This window comes from Pseudomonas sp. No.21 (assembly GCF_054558415.1).
The window spans coordinates 91,365-106,157 of the sequence record NZ_BAAJNO010000005.1 but is presented as its reverse complement, the minus strand read 5'-3'; the positions used below and the strand labels follow the sequence as shown (position 1 = coordinate 106,157).

Here is a 14,793-nt window from a genome sequence, read left to right as displayed (position 1 = left end):
CTATGAGTGATCGGCACGATTATGTCGCCCTTGAGTGGGTCAAGGGCGAGATCGCGGAAACCCTGAAGCAGGCGCGACAGGCTCTGGAGGCGTTCGTCGAGAACACCCAGGACCCGACCCGCATGCGTTTCTGCCTGACCTACGTGCACCAGGTCCACGGCACCCTGCAGATGGTCGAGTTCTACGGCGCGGCCCTGCTCGCCGAGGAAATGGAGCAGCTCGCCCAGGCGCTGATGGAAGGCCGCGTGACCAACCAGGGCGAAGCCCTGGAAGTGCTGATGCAGGCCATCCTGCAACTGCCGGTCTACCTCGACCGCATCCAGAGCGCGCGCCGCGACCTGCCCATGGTGGTGCTGCCGCTGCTCAACGACCTGCGCGCCGCGCGCGGCGAGAAGCTGCTGTCGGAAACCAGCCTGTTCTCCCCGGACCTCTCCGGTCGCCTGCCCGCGCTGTCCATGGACGCCCTGGCGCAGATGCGCACCGCCGAGCTGCCGGTGCTGCTGCGCAAGCTGCGGCAGATGCTGCAGCTGGCCCTGGTCGGGATCATCCGCAACCAGGACCTGGCCACCAACCTCGGCTACATGGCGCGCGTCTTCGCCCGCCTCGAGTCCCTGTGCAAGGAGGCGCCGCTCGGCCCGCTCTGGCCCATCGCCTCCGGCATGGTCGAAGGCCTGGCCAACGGCAGTGTGGTGAACGGCACTTCCGTGCGCACCCTGCTGCGGCAGATCGACAAGGAACTCAAGCGCCTGCTCGACCAGGGCGCCGACGGCATCAACCAGCCGGCTCCCGAGGAGCTGGTGAAGAACCTGCTGTTCTACATCGCCAAGGCTCCCGCGCAGTCGCCGCGCATCCGCGCGCTGAAGGAACAGTACCGCCTCGACGAAGCGCTGCCCGACACCGACGTGGTGGACGAGGAGCGTGCACGGCTCGCCGGCCCCGACCGCGATGCCATGCGCTCCGTCGTCGCCGCCCTGTGCGAGGAACTGGTGCGGGTCAAGGACAGCCTGGACATCTTCGTACGCAGCGATCGTCGCGGCGTCACCGAGCTGGACGGCCTGCTGGCCCCGCTCAAGCAGATCGCCGACACCCTCGCCGTGCTCGGCTTCGGCCAGCCGCGCCGGGTGATCCTCGATCAGATCGATGTGGTCCACAGCCTCTCCCTCGGCCAGCGCGAGCCCAATGACGCCGTCCTCATGGACGTCGCCGGAGCGCTGCTGTACGTCGAAGCCACGCTCAACGGCATGGTCGGCCCGGCCGATGATGGCCGCGCCGAAGAAAGCCACCTGCCCACCACCGACGTGGCGCAGATCCACCAGTTGGTGATCAAGGAAGCGCGCAATGGCCTGGAGCAGGCCAAGGACGCGATCATCGAGTTCATCGCCTCGCAGTGGAACCACGAGCACCTGGCTCGCGTCCCCGAGCTGCTGACCCAGGTCCGTGGTGGCCTGGCGATGATCCCGCTGAGCCGCGCGGCGACCTTGCTGGAAGCCTGCAACCGCTACATCCAGGAACAGCTCCTGGCGCGCAAGGCCGTGCCCAACTGGCAGAGCCTGGATACCCTCGCCGACGCCATCACCAGCGTCGAGTACTACCTCGAACGCCTCTCCGAGGACCATGCGACCCAGGGCGACCTGATTCTCGACGTGGCCGAGGAAAGCCTGGAGGCCCTGGGCTATCCGCTCAAGGAAAAGCCCTCGATCCTCGATCGCATCGAGCCGGAAGAGGAGCCGCTGCCCCTGGCCGACCCGCTGCAGGAAATCGAAGTGCTGGCCGCCGAGGAATCGGAGCTGTCGGAGCCGCTGGACCTGGAGCCCCTGGAACCGCACGAAGACGTGACGGTCGCTGCCGAGTTCGCCGAGCCGGTGGTCGCCGAAGAGGCGCCCCCGGCCAGCCTCGATGCGCTGCCGGAACTCGACCCCCTGCCCGAGCTGGAGCCGGTCGCCGCGATCGAGCCCCAGCCCGTTGCCGCTCCGATCCCGGCCGCCGACGAGCTGCCGGACCTCGAACCCTTGCCCGAGCTGGATGCCCTGGATGAGCCCGCTGCGCTGGGCGATCTGGAGTCCCTGCCGCCCCTCGACGCGCTCACTCCGCAAGAGACGGCTGCCGACGCCGGCGAACTGCTGGTCTCGGACGACAACTGGAACCTCGGCGAGCTGCCGAGCGAGGCGCCCGAGGTCATCGACTTCAGCCTCGACGTGCCGCTGGAACTGCACGCCGCCCAGGAGCCCCAGGACAGCCTGGAGCCCCTGCAGAGCTTCGACCTGGACGACCTGGAGCCGCTGCCGGACGCCACGCCGCTGGAGCGCTTCGAACCGCTCGAAGGTGAAGTCCTCAGCCTGGAACCGCTGCCCGAATCCTCCATGAGCTGGGACGACGTGGAGCTCGCCGGGCTCGACCTGCCGGAAGTCGAACTGCCCGCCGCCCCCGTCGAGCAGCCGGCGCCCGTGGCCGAGGAGGACAAGCCGCTGTCCATGGCCGATGTCATGGCGGCGCCGACCCAGGCCATCAACCCGCCCGCCCGCGACGTGCCGCCCAGCCTGCTGCCGCCGCCCGCCGACGAAGAGCCGGTCGACGACGAACTGCTGGAAGTCTTCATCGAAGAAGCCGGCGAGGTCCTGGAAACCATCGGCGACTTCCTGCCCCAGTGGCTGGCCGACACCGAGAACAAGGACGCCCTGACCGAGATCCGCCGCGCCTTCCACACCCTCAAGGGCAGTGGTCGCATGGTGCGCGCGCTGGTCATCGGCGAACTGTCCTGGGCCATCGAGAACCTGCTCAACCGCGTGCTGGATCGCAGCATCCAGCCCGACGACGATGTCCGTGGCGTGATCCAGGACGTGGTCGCCCTGCTGCCGCAACTGGTGGACGAATTCGCCGCCAAGGCCCAGCGCCAACGCGACGATGTCGACCACCTCGCCGCCGAGGCGCATGCCCTGGCGAAGGGGCAGCGACTCCCAAAATCTGACGCCCCGGACTCAGCACAGCCAGTCGAGCCCGAGGGCGAGCCGGAAGCGCAGGTCGTCGCGGAGCCCACCGTCGTCGCGCAAGCCCCCGTCGCCGTCGAAAGCGACGAGGAGCCGCTCGACCCGCAGTTGCTGGAGATCTTCCGCAACGAAGCCGAAACGCACCTGGACAGCCTGGTGGGCTTCCTCGCCGATTGCGCCCAGTCCCTGCCGCAGCCGGTGACCGACAGCCTCCAGCGCGCCCTGCACACCCTCAAGGGCAGTGCGCACATGGCGGGCATCCTGCCGATCGCCGAGATCGCCACGCCCCTGGAGAAGCTGGCCAAGGAATACAAGACCAACCTGGTGCAGATGGACCTGGCCGAGGCCGAGCTGCTGCGTGATGCCGAGCACCTGTTCCGTGCCGGCCTCGAACAGCTCGAGACCACGCCCCTGGTCCGCATCCCCGGCACCGCCGAATTCCTCGAGCGCGTGCAGCAGCTGCACCTGGATCGCCTTGGCGCCGCCGAAGCGGCCCGCCTGGGCGAGCAGGGCGAGACGGTACGCGACCCGCAACTGATCTCCATCTTCCTCGCCGAGGGCATGGACATCCTGCTGGACGCCGAAGATCTGCTGCGCCGCTGGCGCGAGCACCCGTCCGAGCGCCAGGAACTGGGCGCCCTGCTGGAAGAACTGAACACCCTCGGCCGTGGCGCCGAGATGGCCGAGCTGCCGCAGATCGAAGAGCTCTGCGAAGCCCTGCTGGACACCTATGGTGCGGTGGAAGAAGGCAGCCTCGCCGTCAGCGAGCGCTTCTTCGCCGAAGCCGAGCGTGCCCACGAGGCGCTGATCGGCATGATGGACCAGGTGGCCGCCGCCCTACAGGTCACGCCCCAGCCCGAGCGCGTGCAGGCCCTGCGCGAGCTGCTGCAGGAAGTGGTCGACCCCGCCGCCCTGGCGCTGCTCGACCCCAAGCTGACCAGCGGCCTGACCGTTGAAGAGCTGGACGACGCCCCGCTGGCGGACCTGATCGACTGGAATGCCACCGACACCGAGCTGCCGCCCCTGGCCGAGCTGGTGGAAGAGCCGCCGGTGTTCGACGAGGTCTCCCTCCCCGAGCTGACCGGTGCCGGCCTGGAGGACGACCTGTCCGCCCCGCCCGCCGAGCCCGCTCCGGTGGTAGTGGCAGACGCCGTCGCCGCGCCCAGCGCCTACGAATCCCTCGACGAGGAGATGGTCGCCATCTTCCTCGAGGAGGCCGTGGACATCCTGGAAAGCGCCGGCCAATCCCTCGACCGCTGGCTGGGCGAGCCCGACAACCACACCTCGCTGCTCTCGCTGCAGCGTGACCTGCACACCCTCAAGGGGGGCGCGCGCATGGCCGAGATCGCCCCGATCGGTGATCTCGCCCATGAACTCGAGTCCCTCTACGAAGGCCTGGTGGATCGCCGCTTCAGCTACTCGCCGGCGCTCGGCGGCCTGCTGCAGCAGAGCCACGACAGCCTCGCGGTACTGCTCGACCAGTTGCAGGCGCGCCTGCCCCTGGACGACCCCCGGCAGCTGATCCAGGCCATCCGCACCTTTCGCCAGAACGGTGGGCTGAGCCTGTCCGCCGCAGCGGCCTCGCTGCCGCTCGAGGACATCGAAGGGGTCGCCGAGGTCGAGGAGATCGATCTGGCCGCAGACGACGCCCCCGGCGCCGAGCTCGGCGAGAGCATCGCCATCGACGAAGAGCAGCCCCCCCTGGCGCTGATCGCCGAAACCGACCCGCTGGACACCGTCGAAGCCCTGGAGGCCATCGAAACGGTGGTGGAGGATCTGCCGGCGCAAGCCGTGGGCGAGCCGCTTGCGGAAGCGCCGCTGGATGTCGACCCCGAGCTGCACGTATTGCATGCCGAGCCGGTGCACGACGACGAGCCCGAACTCGACCAATGGCTGCTGGACGAAGCGCTGGAAAGCACGCCCGCTGCCGCCGAAGCCGAAGCCGAAGCCGAAGCCGAAGCCGAAGCCGAGCCGGACGTCGAGTTGCAGGCCGAGCCGGAGGTGCTGGACCTGTCCGGCATCGACGCGCCTGCTGCCATCGAGCCCGAGCCCGAGCCCGAGCCGACAGCCGCACCGCTGATCGAGCCGCCGCGCGCCGCCGAGCCCGCGACCAGTGCCTTCGACGATCGTGATCCGGAGCTGGTGGAGATCTTCCTCGAGGAAGGCTTCGACATCATCGACAGCGCTGGCGCGTCGCTGCAGCGCTGGATGGACGACGTCAACAACATCCTCGAAGTCGAAGCCCTGCAGCGTGACCTGCACACCCTCAAGGGCGGGGCGCGCATGGCCGAGATCCGCGAGATCGGCGACCTCGCCCATGAGCTGGAATTCCTCTACGAAGGCCTGTGCGGCGGGCGCCTGCGCGCCAGCCCCGGCCTGTTCACCCTGCTCCAGGCCTGCCATGACCGGCTCGCCGAAATGCTCGAGGCGGTGCGTGACAAGCGCGGCGTGCCCAGTGGCGACGCGCTGATCGAGGCGATCAAGCGTTTCCGCGCCAACCCGGACGAGCAACTGAGCATGCCCTCCAGCGTGCACCTGCAGCCGGCCGCCCAGGCCGTCGAGGATGACGTGGCCGAGAGCGACGACATCCTCGACATCTTCCTCGAGGAAGCCGACGACCTGCTCGAAGCCATGGAACGCACCATCGGCCGCTGGGAAGAGCGTCGCGAAGACGGTGCCCAGATCGACGAACTGCTGCGCCTGCTGCACACCCTCAAGGGGGGCGCGCGCCTGGCCGGGCAGAAGCGCCTGGGTGACCTCAGCCATGACCTCGAACAACACCTGACCGAGGCGCAGCAGCAGGGTGCGCCCTGGCCGGACAGCCTGTTCCTCGACGTGCAATCCGGCTTCGAAGGCCTGCAGGCCGAACTCGACCAGCTGCGCGAGCGTCTCGACGCCGTGCTGGCCGAAGAGGCCCAGGAGCCCGAGGCCACCGAGCCGGCACCGGCCGCCCAGCCGCCGGCGCCGAGCCTGGCCGCGCCCATAGTCGCCGCCAGCGCATTGCCGCAGGCGGTCGCCGAGCACAAGGTCCTGCCCTTCGTCCGCAAGGCCCAGGAAGCCGCCCAGGACGCCGCGTCCCGTCGCGCGCCCCAGGAGCTGGTCAAGGTCCCGGCGGACCTGCTGGAAGGCCTGGTCAACCTGGCCGGTGAGACCTCGATCTTCCGCGGTCGGGTCGAACAGCAGGTGAGCGACTTCAGCTTCACCCTGAGCGAGATGGAAGCCACCATCGAGCGGGTCCGCGACCAGCTGCGTCGCCTCGACACCGAGACCCAGGCGCAGATCCTCAGCCGCTACCAGGCCGAGGCCGAGCGTGCCGGCTACGAGGACTTCGACCCCCTGGAGATGGACCGTCACTCGCAACTGCAGCAGCTTTCCCGTGCGCTGTTCGAGTCCGCGTCCGACTTGCTGGACCTCAAGGAAACCCTGGCGGCGCGTAACCGCGACGCCGAAACCCTGCTGCTGCAACAGGCGCGGGTCAACACCGAGCTGCAGGAAGGCCTGATGCGCACGCGCATGGTGCCCTTCGACCGCCTGGTGCCGCGCCTGCGCCGGATCGTCCGCCAGGTGGCGAGCGAGCTGGGCAAGCAGGTCGAATTCGTCGTCGGCAACGCCGAGGGCGAGATGGACCGTACCGTGCTCGAACGCATCGTCGCGCCGCTGGAGCACATGCTGCGCAACGCCGTCGACCATGGCATCGAGCCGGCCGAGGTACGCCGCGCCGCCGGCAAGTCCGAGGCTGGCACCATCCGCCTGACCCTCGGCCGCGAGGGCGGCGACATCGTCCTCGCCCTGGCCGACGACGGCGGTGGCATCCGCCTCGACGCCGTGCGCCGCAAGGCCATCGAGCGCGGGATGATGGACGCCGATTCCGACCTCTCCGACTACGACGTGCTGCAGTTCATCCTCGAGGCCGGTTTCTCCACCGCCGAGAAGGTCACGCAGATCTCCGGTCGTGGCGTGGGCATGGACGTGGTGCACTCCGAGGTGAAACAGCTCGGCGGCTCCATGAGCATCGACTCGACGCCGGGCGAGGGCACCCGCTTCCTCATCCGCCTGCCGTTCACCGTGTCGGTGAACCGCGCGCTGATGGTGCTCTCCGGCGAAGACCTGTACGCCATCCCGCTGAACACCATCGAAGGTATCGTGCGGGTCTCCCCGTACGAGCTGGAGGCCTACTACCAGCCGGACGCACCGCGCTTCGAATACGCCGGTCAGGCCTATGAACTGAAGTACCTGGGCGACCTGCTGAACAACGGCCAGCAACCCAAGCTGGTGGGCCAGAGCCTGCCGCTGCCGGTGATCCTGGTGCGCTCCACCGATCACGCCGTAGCGGTCCAGGTGGACTCCCTGGCGGGCTCCCGCGAGATCGTGGTGAAGAGCCTCGGCCCGCAGTTCGCCGGGGTGCATGGCATCTCCGGCGCGACCATCCTCGGCGACGGCCGCGTGGTGGTGATCCTCGACCTGCTGGCGACCATCCGTGCCATGCACGCGCACCTGGTGCAGATGCTGCCGCGCTCCGCGACCCAGGCCGCGCTGCCGGCGGAACTCGACCACGACCGTCCGCCGCTGGTGATGGTGGTGGACGACTCGGTCACCGTGCGCAAGGTCACCAGCCGCCTGCTGGAACGCAACGGCATGAACGTACTCACCGCCAAGGACGGGGTGGACGCGATCTCGCAACTGCAGGAACACCGCCCGGACATCATGCTGCTGGACATCGAGATGCCGCGCATGGACGGTTTCGAGGTGGCCACCCTGGTGCGCCACGACGAGCGACTGAAAGACCTGCCGATCATCATGATCACCTCGCGTACCGGTGAGAAACACCGCGAGCGGGCCATGACCATCGGCGTCAACGACTACCTGGGCAAGCCGTACCAGGAGTCCCTGCTGCTTGAAACCATCCAGCGACTGGTCAAGGGAAATGACTGAGAAAACCTCTGCGCGTATCGCCGTCATCGCCGACACCTCGCTGCAGCGCCATGTGCTGCAGCAGGCGCTGGCGGGCAACGGCTACCAGGTGGTGCTCAACAGCGATCCGGCCCGGCTGGACGAGGAAACCCTGAGCGCCTGTGAAGTGGACCTCTGGCTGGTGGACCTGGCGCAGTCGGATGACTCGCCCCTGGTCGACAACCTGATGGAGCGCGCCAGTGCTCCGGTGCTGTTCGGCGAGGGCCACGCCCCCGAGCGGCATTCGGAGAACTACCCGCGCTGGGAGCGCCGCCTGTTCGGCAAGCTCAAGCGCCTGGTCGGCGACCCGGCGGTGGCCGTTGGCCCCAGCCTCGAGGCGCTGCTCGCCGAGGCCCAGCGCCCGGCGCGCCTGGACCTGCCCCGCGCCCTGGCCGACACACCATTGGTGGCGGGCGAGCCGGCGCGCCAGGTATGGCTGCTGGCCGCCTCCCTCGGGGGCCCGGCGGCGGTGAAGGCGTTCCTCGACGCCCTGCCCGGTGGCCTGCCCATCGGCTTCATCTACGCCCAGCACATCGATCCGACCTTCGAGACGGCACTGCCCCAGGCCGTCGGCCGTCACAGCCAGTGGCCGGTCAACCTGGCCCGCCCCGGTGATGCGGTACGCGCCGGTGAAGTGGTGGTGGTGCCGATCAGCCGCGAACTCAGCTTCGCCGAAGGCGGCGCCATGCAAGTCGGCGATCGCCCCTGGCCGGAGCCCTACAGCCCGTCCATCGACCAGGTCATGCTCAACCTCGCCCAGCACTACGGTGCCCAGTGCGGCGTCATCGCCTTCAGCGGCATGGGCAGCGACGGCAGCGCCGCCGCCGCCTACGTGCGCCGTCAGGGCGCGCCGATCTGGACCCAGCGCGGCGACAGCTGCGCCTGCGCGAGCATGCCCGACAGCCTGCGCGAAGGCGGCTACAGCACGTTCAGCGCCGACCCCCGTGAACTGGCCCAGGCGCTGGTGAACCACCTGGCGGAGCAGTGCGCCTGAGCCCCAGGGGCTCCGGGCGGTTGCGCCGGGAATGAAGAATCGTTGAAGGAAGAACCATGAGCCAAGCCGTCGCCAACACGAACAGCGCCAACAGCCTCACCGGCCTGCTGGTGCCGCTGTCCGATCGCACCCTGCTGGTGCCCAACGTGGCGGTGGCCGAGCTGATCCCCTATCGCGCGCCGCAGGTGTCGGCGGGCATGCCGGCCTGGTTCCTCGGCCAGGTGGCCTGGCGCGACCTGCGCCTGCCGCTGCTGTCCTTCGAAGCCGCCTCCGACGGCCAGCCCCAGGTCGGCGCCGGCGCCCGCGTGGTGGTGCTCAACGCCCTCGGCGGGCGCGGCCACGTGAAATTCATCGCCCTGCTGGTTCAGGGCATCCCGCGTTCGCTGAAGGTCGACTCCGACCTGCCCCGCGCCGCCGTGCCCCTGGCCCCCCTGGAGCTGGATGCCGTGCAACTGGGCGAGGACGTCGCCCGCATCCCCGACCTGATCGCACTCGAGCAGATGCTCGAGGATGCGGGGATTATCTAGCCGGAAGCCGGAAGCCGGAAGCCGGAAGCGGTGCCTTGGCTTTTGCTTCCAGCTTCAAGCTAAAAACGCTTCCAGCTAAAAGTCACCCCATAACTGCTGCGCCACGCTCAGCGCCACCACCGGTGCTGTCTCCGTCCTCAATACCCTGGGTCCCAGGCGTGCCGAATGGAAGCCGGCGGCTTGCGCCTGGGCGACTTCGGCGTCGCTGAGGCCGCCTTCGGGACCGATGAGGAAGGCCAGGGTCTGCGGCTTGGCGTGGCTGGCGAGGGGCTCGGCGACCGGGTGCAGCACCAACTTGAGGTCCGCCTGGGTCTGGGCGAGCCAGTCGGCGAGGGTGAGGGGAGCGTGGATCACCGGCAGCACCGAGCGGCCACACTGCTCGCAGGCGCTGATCGCCACCTGGCGCCAGTGGGCCAGGCGCTTGTCGGCGCGCTCGTCCTTCAGCCGCACTTCGCAGCGTTCGCTGACGATGGGGCTGATTTCGGCGGCGCCCAGTTCGGTGGCCTTCTGGATCGCCCAATCCATGCGCTCGCCCCGCGACAGCCCCTGGCCCAGGTGCACCCGCAACGGGGACTCGGCCTGGCCGGCGAAGGCCTCGCGCAACTCGACGCTCACGGTCTTCTTGCCCACTTCGACCAGCTCGCCCAGGTACTCCTGGCCGGAACCGTCGAACAGCTGCACGGCATCGCCCACGGCGAGGCGCAGCACGCGCCCGATGTAGTGGGCCTGGGCCTCGGGCAGCGCATGCTGGCCGAGGGAAAGGGGGGCATCGATGAAGAAGCGGGAAAGGCGCATGGGAGCTGGAAGCCTGAAGCTGAAAGCCTGAAGTCTACCCGTGCGGCGCTTCCAGCTTCCAGCTTCCGGCTGCTCCTCTAGCCCGGATCCCTGTGATTGGGATGCAGGTCGCTGGCGACGCTGACGCTCACCGAGTCGCGGGTGGCGATGTCGATGCCTTCGCTGGCCACTTCGGCGAGGAAGTCGATCTGCTCCGGGGTGATCACGTAGGGCGGCAGGAAGTACACCACGTTGCCCAGCGGGCGCAGCAGGGCGCCGCGTTCCAGGGCGTGCTGGAAGACCTTGAGGCCACGTCGTTCCTGCCAGGGGTAGGGCGCGCGGCTGGCCTTGTCCTGGACCATCTCGATGGCCAGCACCATGCCGGTCTGGCGCACTTCGGCGACGTGCGGGTGGTCGACGAGGTGGGCGGTGGATTGGGCCATGCGCATGGACAGCGCGCGATTGGCCTCGATCACCTTGTCCTGCTCGAAGATGTCCAGGGTCGCCAGGGCGGCGGCGCAGGCCAGCGGGTTGCCGGTGTAGGTGTGCGAGTGGAGGAAGGCGCGCAGGGTCTGGTAGTCGTCGTAGAAGCCCTGGTAGACGGCCTCGCTGGTGAGCACTGCCGCCATCGGCAGGTAGCCGCCGGTGAGGGCCTTGGACAGGCAGAGGAAGTCCGGTGCGATACCGGCCTGCTCGCAGGCGAACATGCTTCCGGTACGGCCGAAGCCGACGGCGATCTCGTCGTGGATCAGGTGCACGCCGTAGCGGTCGCAGGCCTCGCGCAGCAGCTTGAGGTAGACCGGGTGGTACATGCGCATGCCGCCGGCTCCCTGGATCAGCGGTTCGACGATCACCGCGGCGACCTCCGCGTGGTGTTCGGCGAGGGTGCGCTCCATGTGGGCGAACATGTTGCGCGAGTGCTCTTCCCAGCACATGCCTTCGGGGCGCAGGTAGCAATCGGGACTGGGCACCTTGAGGGTGTCCATCAGCAGCGACTTGTAGGTTTCGGTGAACAGCGCCACGTCGCCCACCGACATCGCCGCGATGGTCTCGCCGTGGTAGCTGTTGGTCAGGGTGACGAAGCGCTTCTTGCCTTCGCGGCCCTGGTTGCGCCAGAAGTGGTAGCTCATCTTCAGCGCCACCTCGATGCCCGAGGAGCCGTTGTCGGCGTAGAAGACGCGGTCCAGGCCCCGGGGCGTGATCTTCACCAGGCGCTCGGACAGTTCGATCACCGGCTGATGGCTGAAGCCCGCGAGGATCACGTGCTCGAGCTGGTCGACCTGGTCCTTGATGCGCTGGTTGATGCGCGGGTTGGCGTGGCCGAAGACGTTGACCCACCAGGAGCTGACCGCGTCGAGGTAGCGCTTGCCCTCGAAGTCTTCCAGCCAGACACCTTCGCCACGGCGGATCGGCACCACCGGCAGGCGTTCGTGGTCCTTCATCTGGGTGCAGGGATGCCAGAGCACGGCGAGGTCGCGCTGCATCCAGTCGGCGTTTTGGCCCATGGGGTGGTCTCCGGAAAGGGTCGGGGAAGACTATGCAATAGGGGTGAGATGGACAAGCGCGCCGCGCCGGCACAATGACGGGCGCCGACGGGCATCTCTGGTGGCTGCCGGGTGCCTGGCGTATCCTGCGCGCCATCCAAGAAATACGACCGTTCCTCGGGGGAATCCAATGTCTGCTGCCTGGCTGCGCACCTGCGCGCTGATTCTGTTGGGAGTGCTCAGTGCCGTTGCGCAGGGCAAGGAAAAGCAACCGGCCGCCATCGTGGTCGGTGGTGGCATGGCCGGCCTCACCGCCGCCTACGAACTGCAGCAGCAGGGCTGGCAGGTGACCCTGCTGGAAGCCAAGCCGAGCATCGGCGGGCGTTCGGGCCTGGCCAGTACCGAATGGATCGGCTCCGGCAAGCTGCAACCGACCCTGCATGCCTACCTCAAGGACTTCAAGCTGGCGACCGTGGCCGCGCCCGAATACGTGCGCGCCCCCGGCTACCTGATCGCCGGTCGCTATTTCAACGAGGCCGACCTGCTCAAGGAAGCACCCACCACGATCGAGGGGCTCAAGCGATTCGACAAGAGCCTGGACGACCTCGCGGCCTCCATCGAGGACCCGCTGCAGCCGCTGGTCAACACCACCCTGAAGACCCTCGACTCCATCAGCGTGGCACGCTGGCTGGACAAGCTGGCGCTGCCGCCGACCGCCCGCGCGCTGGTGGACCAGCGCATCCGCTCGCGCTACGACGAGCCTTCGCGCCTGTCGCTGCTCTACCTCGCCCAGCAGGGCCGGGTCTATCGCGGCCTGCCGGAAGGCGACCTGCGCGCTGCCCGCCTGCCGGGTGGCAGTGCGGCCCTGGCCCAGGCCTTCGCCAAGAAGATCAAGACCATCAAGACCAATGCGCGGGTCTCCGCCATCGTCCAGGACAAGGACAGCGTCACCGTGAAAGTGGGCGGCGCCGGCTACAGCGCCGACTACGTGGTGCTCGCCGTGCCGCTGCCGGCGCTGGACAAGATCAGCCTGACACCGTCCCTGTCGGCCCTGCAGCTGCGCTCGCTGAAGGACATCAACTACGGCTGGCGCGACCAGATGCTGCTCAAGTTCAAGAAGCCCGTGTGGGGCAAATCGCGCCTCTCCGGCGAGGTCTACAGCGACCAGGGCCTGGGCATGATGTGGGTCGAGCCCGCGCTCAAGGGCGGCGCCAACCTGCTGGTCAACATCTCCGGCGACAACGCCCGCCTGCTGCAGGCCTTCGGCGATCGGCAGATGGTCGACCAGGTGCTGATCCGTTTCGACAAGCTGTTCCCCGGTGCCCGCGAGCAGTTCACCGGCTACGAGCTGCGCCGCTACGGCAAGGACTCCCTGGTGGGCGGCGCCTACCTGGCCTACGGCCCCGGCGAGATCAGCCTCTACTGGCGCATGTGGGAGAAACCCCTGGGGCGGGTGATCTTCGCCGGCGAGCACACCGACGCCCTGTACCCGGGCACCCTCGAAGGCGCCCTGCGCAGCGGCCAGCGCGCCGCCGGCCAGGCTCGCGACCTGTTCGCCGGCAAGACCCTGGAACCGGTGGAGCAGGTCGCCACCGCCGCGCCGACGGCCCCGGCCAAGGCCAAGGCCGATGGCAAGGAAGAAAAGAAAGGCTTCTTCTCCCGCCTGTTCAACTGACGGGGACGCGGGCGCAACGCCCCTGACCTCCAGTCGCCTCCGGGGTGCCGTTCGTGCACCTCGGACAGAACTTAAAGCACCTTCCCACGCCTAATTCCCGCCCGGGCCAATTCGTCCTACCTATCGTATTGCCCGATATTTCAAAGCGACATTTTCTACTTTTCTTCGATATTTTTGCCGCTAGGCTTTGCCCATCCGTTTTTCAAGGAACCCTCCTGATGCAGTGGCGCAATACTCCCAACCGCTTCGGCCTCGTCAGCATCGTCCTGCACTGGGGCGTCGCCCTGGTCGTCTTCGGCCTGTTCGGCCTGGGGCTGTGGATGGTCGGCCTCGACTACTACAGCGGCTGGTACAAGACAGCCCCGGACATCCACAAGGGCATCGGCATCCTGCTGTTCCTGGTGATGCTCGCCCGTGTGCTCTGGCGCTTCGTCAGCCCGCCGCCGCCGGCCCTGCCCAACCACGGCCAGCTCACCCGCCTGGGCTCCAAGCTGGGCCACCTGGCGCTCTACCTGGGCCTGTTCGCCATCATGGTCTCGGGCTACCTGATCTCCACCGCCGACGGTCGCGACATCGCCGTCTTCGGCCTGTTCGAGGTGCCGGCCACCCTGACCAGCATTCCCGACCAGGAAGACGTCGCCGGCGTCATTCACGAATACCTTGCCTGGGGCCTGGTGATCTTCGCCGGCATCCATGCGCTCGCTGCGCTCAAGCACCACTTCATCGATCGCGACGCCACCCTGACCCGCATGTTCGGGCGCGCCGCCAAATAAGCTGCACCCTCACAAGGAGAAATACCGATGCTGAAGAAATCCATCGCTGCGCTGACCCTCGGTGCCGCCCTGTTCGCCGGCCAGGCCATGGCCGCCGACTACGCCATCGACAAGCAAGGCCAGCACGCCTTCGTCAACTTCAAGATCAGCCACCTGGGCTACAGCTGGCTGTACGGCACCTTCAAGGACTTCGACGGCTCCTTCAGCTTCGACGCCAAGGCGCCGGAAGCGAGCAAGATCAAGGTCACCCTGCAGACCGCCAGCGTCGACACCAACCACGCCGAACGCGACAAGCACATCAAGAGCGGCGACTTCCTCAATGTGAGCAAGAACCCGACCGCCACCTTCGAGTCCACTGGCGTGAAATCCACCGGCAACGGCACCGCCGACGTGACCGGCAACCTGACCCTGAACGGCGTGACCAAGCCGGTCGTGGTCAAGGCCAAGTTCATCGGTGAAGGCGATGACCCGTGGGGCGGCTACCGCGCCGGCTTCGAGGGCACCACCACCCTGAAGCTGAAGGACTTCGACATCCAGAAGGACCTCGGCCCGGCTTCCCAGGAAGTCGAGCTGATCATCTCCTTCGAGGGTGTGCGCAAGTAAGACGGCGCGGATGACGAAGAACGCCGGCT

7 protein-coding genes and 1 pseudogene are annotated in these 14,793 nt (G+C 68.1%); 6 read left to right on the top strand and 2 right to left on the bottom strand.

The window, feature by feature from the left end:
* The first annotated feature begins 2 nt into the window (after positions 1-2).
* The 3 genes from ACYJSS_RS11320 to ACYJSS_RS11310 are packed head-to-tail and all read left to right on the top strand — an operon-like array spanning position 3 to position 9,455.
* A complete protein-coding gene (locus ACYJSS_RS11320) occupies positions 3-7,916 on the top strand; it encodes an Hpt domain-containing protein (protein WP_236205499.1) in 7,914 nt (2,637 codons plus the stop codon).
* A complete protein-coding gene (locus ACYJSS_RS11315; protein ID WP_236205498.1) occupies positions 7,909-8,928 on the top strand; it encodes a chemotaxis protein CheB in 1,020 nt (339 codons plus the stop codon). The genes ACYJSS_RS11320 and ACYJSS_RS11315 overlap by 8 nt, the downstream gene beginning before the upstream one ends.
* 56 nt (positions 8,929-8,984) lie before the next feature.
* Entirely contained in the window at positions 8,985-9,455 is a 471-nt protein-coding gene (locus tag ACYJSS_RS11310) for a chemotaxis protein CheW (protein WP_236205497.1), read from the top strand.
* A gap of 75 nt (positions 9,456-9,530) precedes the next feature.
* On the opposite strand, the gene ACYJSS_RS11305 is transcribed toward ACYJSS_RS11310, so the two are convergent.
* Together ACYJSS_RS11305 and ACYJSS_RS11300 are read right to left on the bottom strand one after the other, a co-directional pair.
* On the bottom strand, positions 9,531-10,250 hold the full coding sequence (locus tag ACYJSS_RS11305; RefSeq protein WP_236205496.1) for a 16S rRNA (uracil(1498)-N(3))-methyltransferase: 720 nt from the start codon (positions 10,248-10,250) through the stop codon (positions 9,531-9,533).
* A gap of 77 nt (positions 10,251-10,327) precedes the next feature.
* Positions 10,328-11,734 carry an adenosylmethionine--8-amino-7-oxononanoate transaminase gene (locus ACYJSS_RS11300; protein ID WP_111262581.1) on the bottom strand — a complete coding sequence of 469 codons (1,407 nt, stop codon included), beginning with the start codon at positions 11,732-11,734 and terminating at the stop codon, positions 10,328-10,330.
* A 169-nt stretch (positions 11,735-11,903) separates the two neighbouring features.
* Here ACYJSS_RS11300 and ACYJSS_RS11295 point away from each other — a divergent pair.
* The 3 genes and pseudogenes from ACYJSS_RS11295 to ACYJSS_RS11285 all read left to right on the top strand — a co-directional run.
* Positions 11,904-13,382, top strand: a pseudogene (locus ACYJSS_RS11295) (flavin monoamine oxidase family protein); the annotation flags it as partial.
* A 224-nt stretch (positions 13,383-13,606) separates the two neighbouring features.
* On the top strand, positions 13,607-14,161 hold the full coding sequence (locus ACYJSS_RS11290; protein WP_236205495.1) for a cytochrome b: 555 nt from the start codon (positions 13,607-13,609) through the stop codon (positions 14,159-14,161).
* A 27-nt stretch (positions 14,162-14,188) separates the two neighbouring features.
* The gene (locus tag ACYJSS_RS11285) at positions 14,189-14,764 is read left to right on the top strand and encodes a YceI family protein (RefSeq protein ID WP_021218384.1); all 576 of its coding nucleotides are present in this window, start codon (positions 14,189-14,191) and stop codon (positions 14,762-14,764) included.
* Positions 14,765-14,793 lie beyond the last annotated feature (29 nt).

Coding starts and splice junctions, on each gene's coding strand:
- ACYJSS_RS11320 (WP_236205499.1), top strand. CDS start 3: ATGAGTGATCGGCACGATTATGTCGCCCTTGAGTGGGTCAAGGGCGAG.
- ACYJSS_RS11315 (WP_236205498.1), top strand. CDS start 7,909: ATGACTGAGAAAACCTCTGCGCGTATCGCCGTCATCGCCGACACCTCG.
- ACYJSS_RS11310 (WP_236205497.1), top strand. CDS start 8,985: ATGAGCCAAGCCGTCGCCAACACGAACAGCGCCAACAGCCTCACCGGC.
- ACYJSS_RS11305 (WP_236205496.1), bottom strand. CDS start 10,250: ATGCGCCTTTCCCGCTTCTTCATCGATGCCCCCCTTTCCCTCGGCCAG.
- ACYJSS_RS11300 (WP_111262581.1), bottom strand. CDS start 11,734: ATGGGCCAAAACGCCGACTGGATGCAGCGCGACCTCGCCGTGCTCTGG.
- ACYJSS_RS11290 (WP_236205495.1), top strand. CDS start 13,607: ATGCAGTGGCGCAATACTCCCAACCGCTTCGGCCTCGTCAGCATCGTC.
- ACYJSS_RS11285 (WP_021218384.1), top strand. CDS start 14,189: ATGCTGAAGAAATCCATCGCTGCGCTGACCCTCGGTGCCGCCCTGTTC.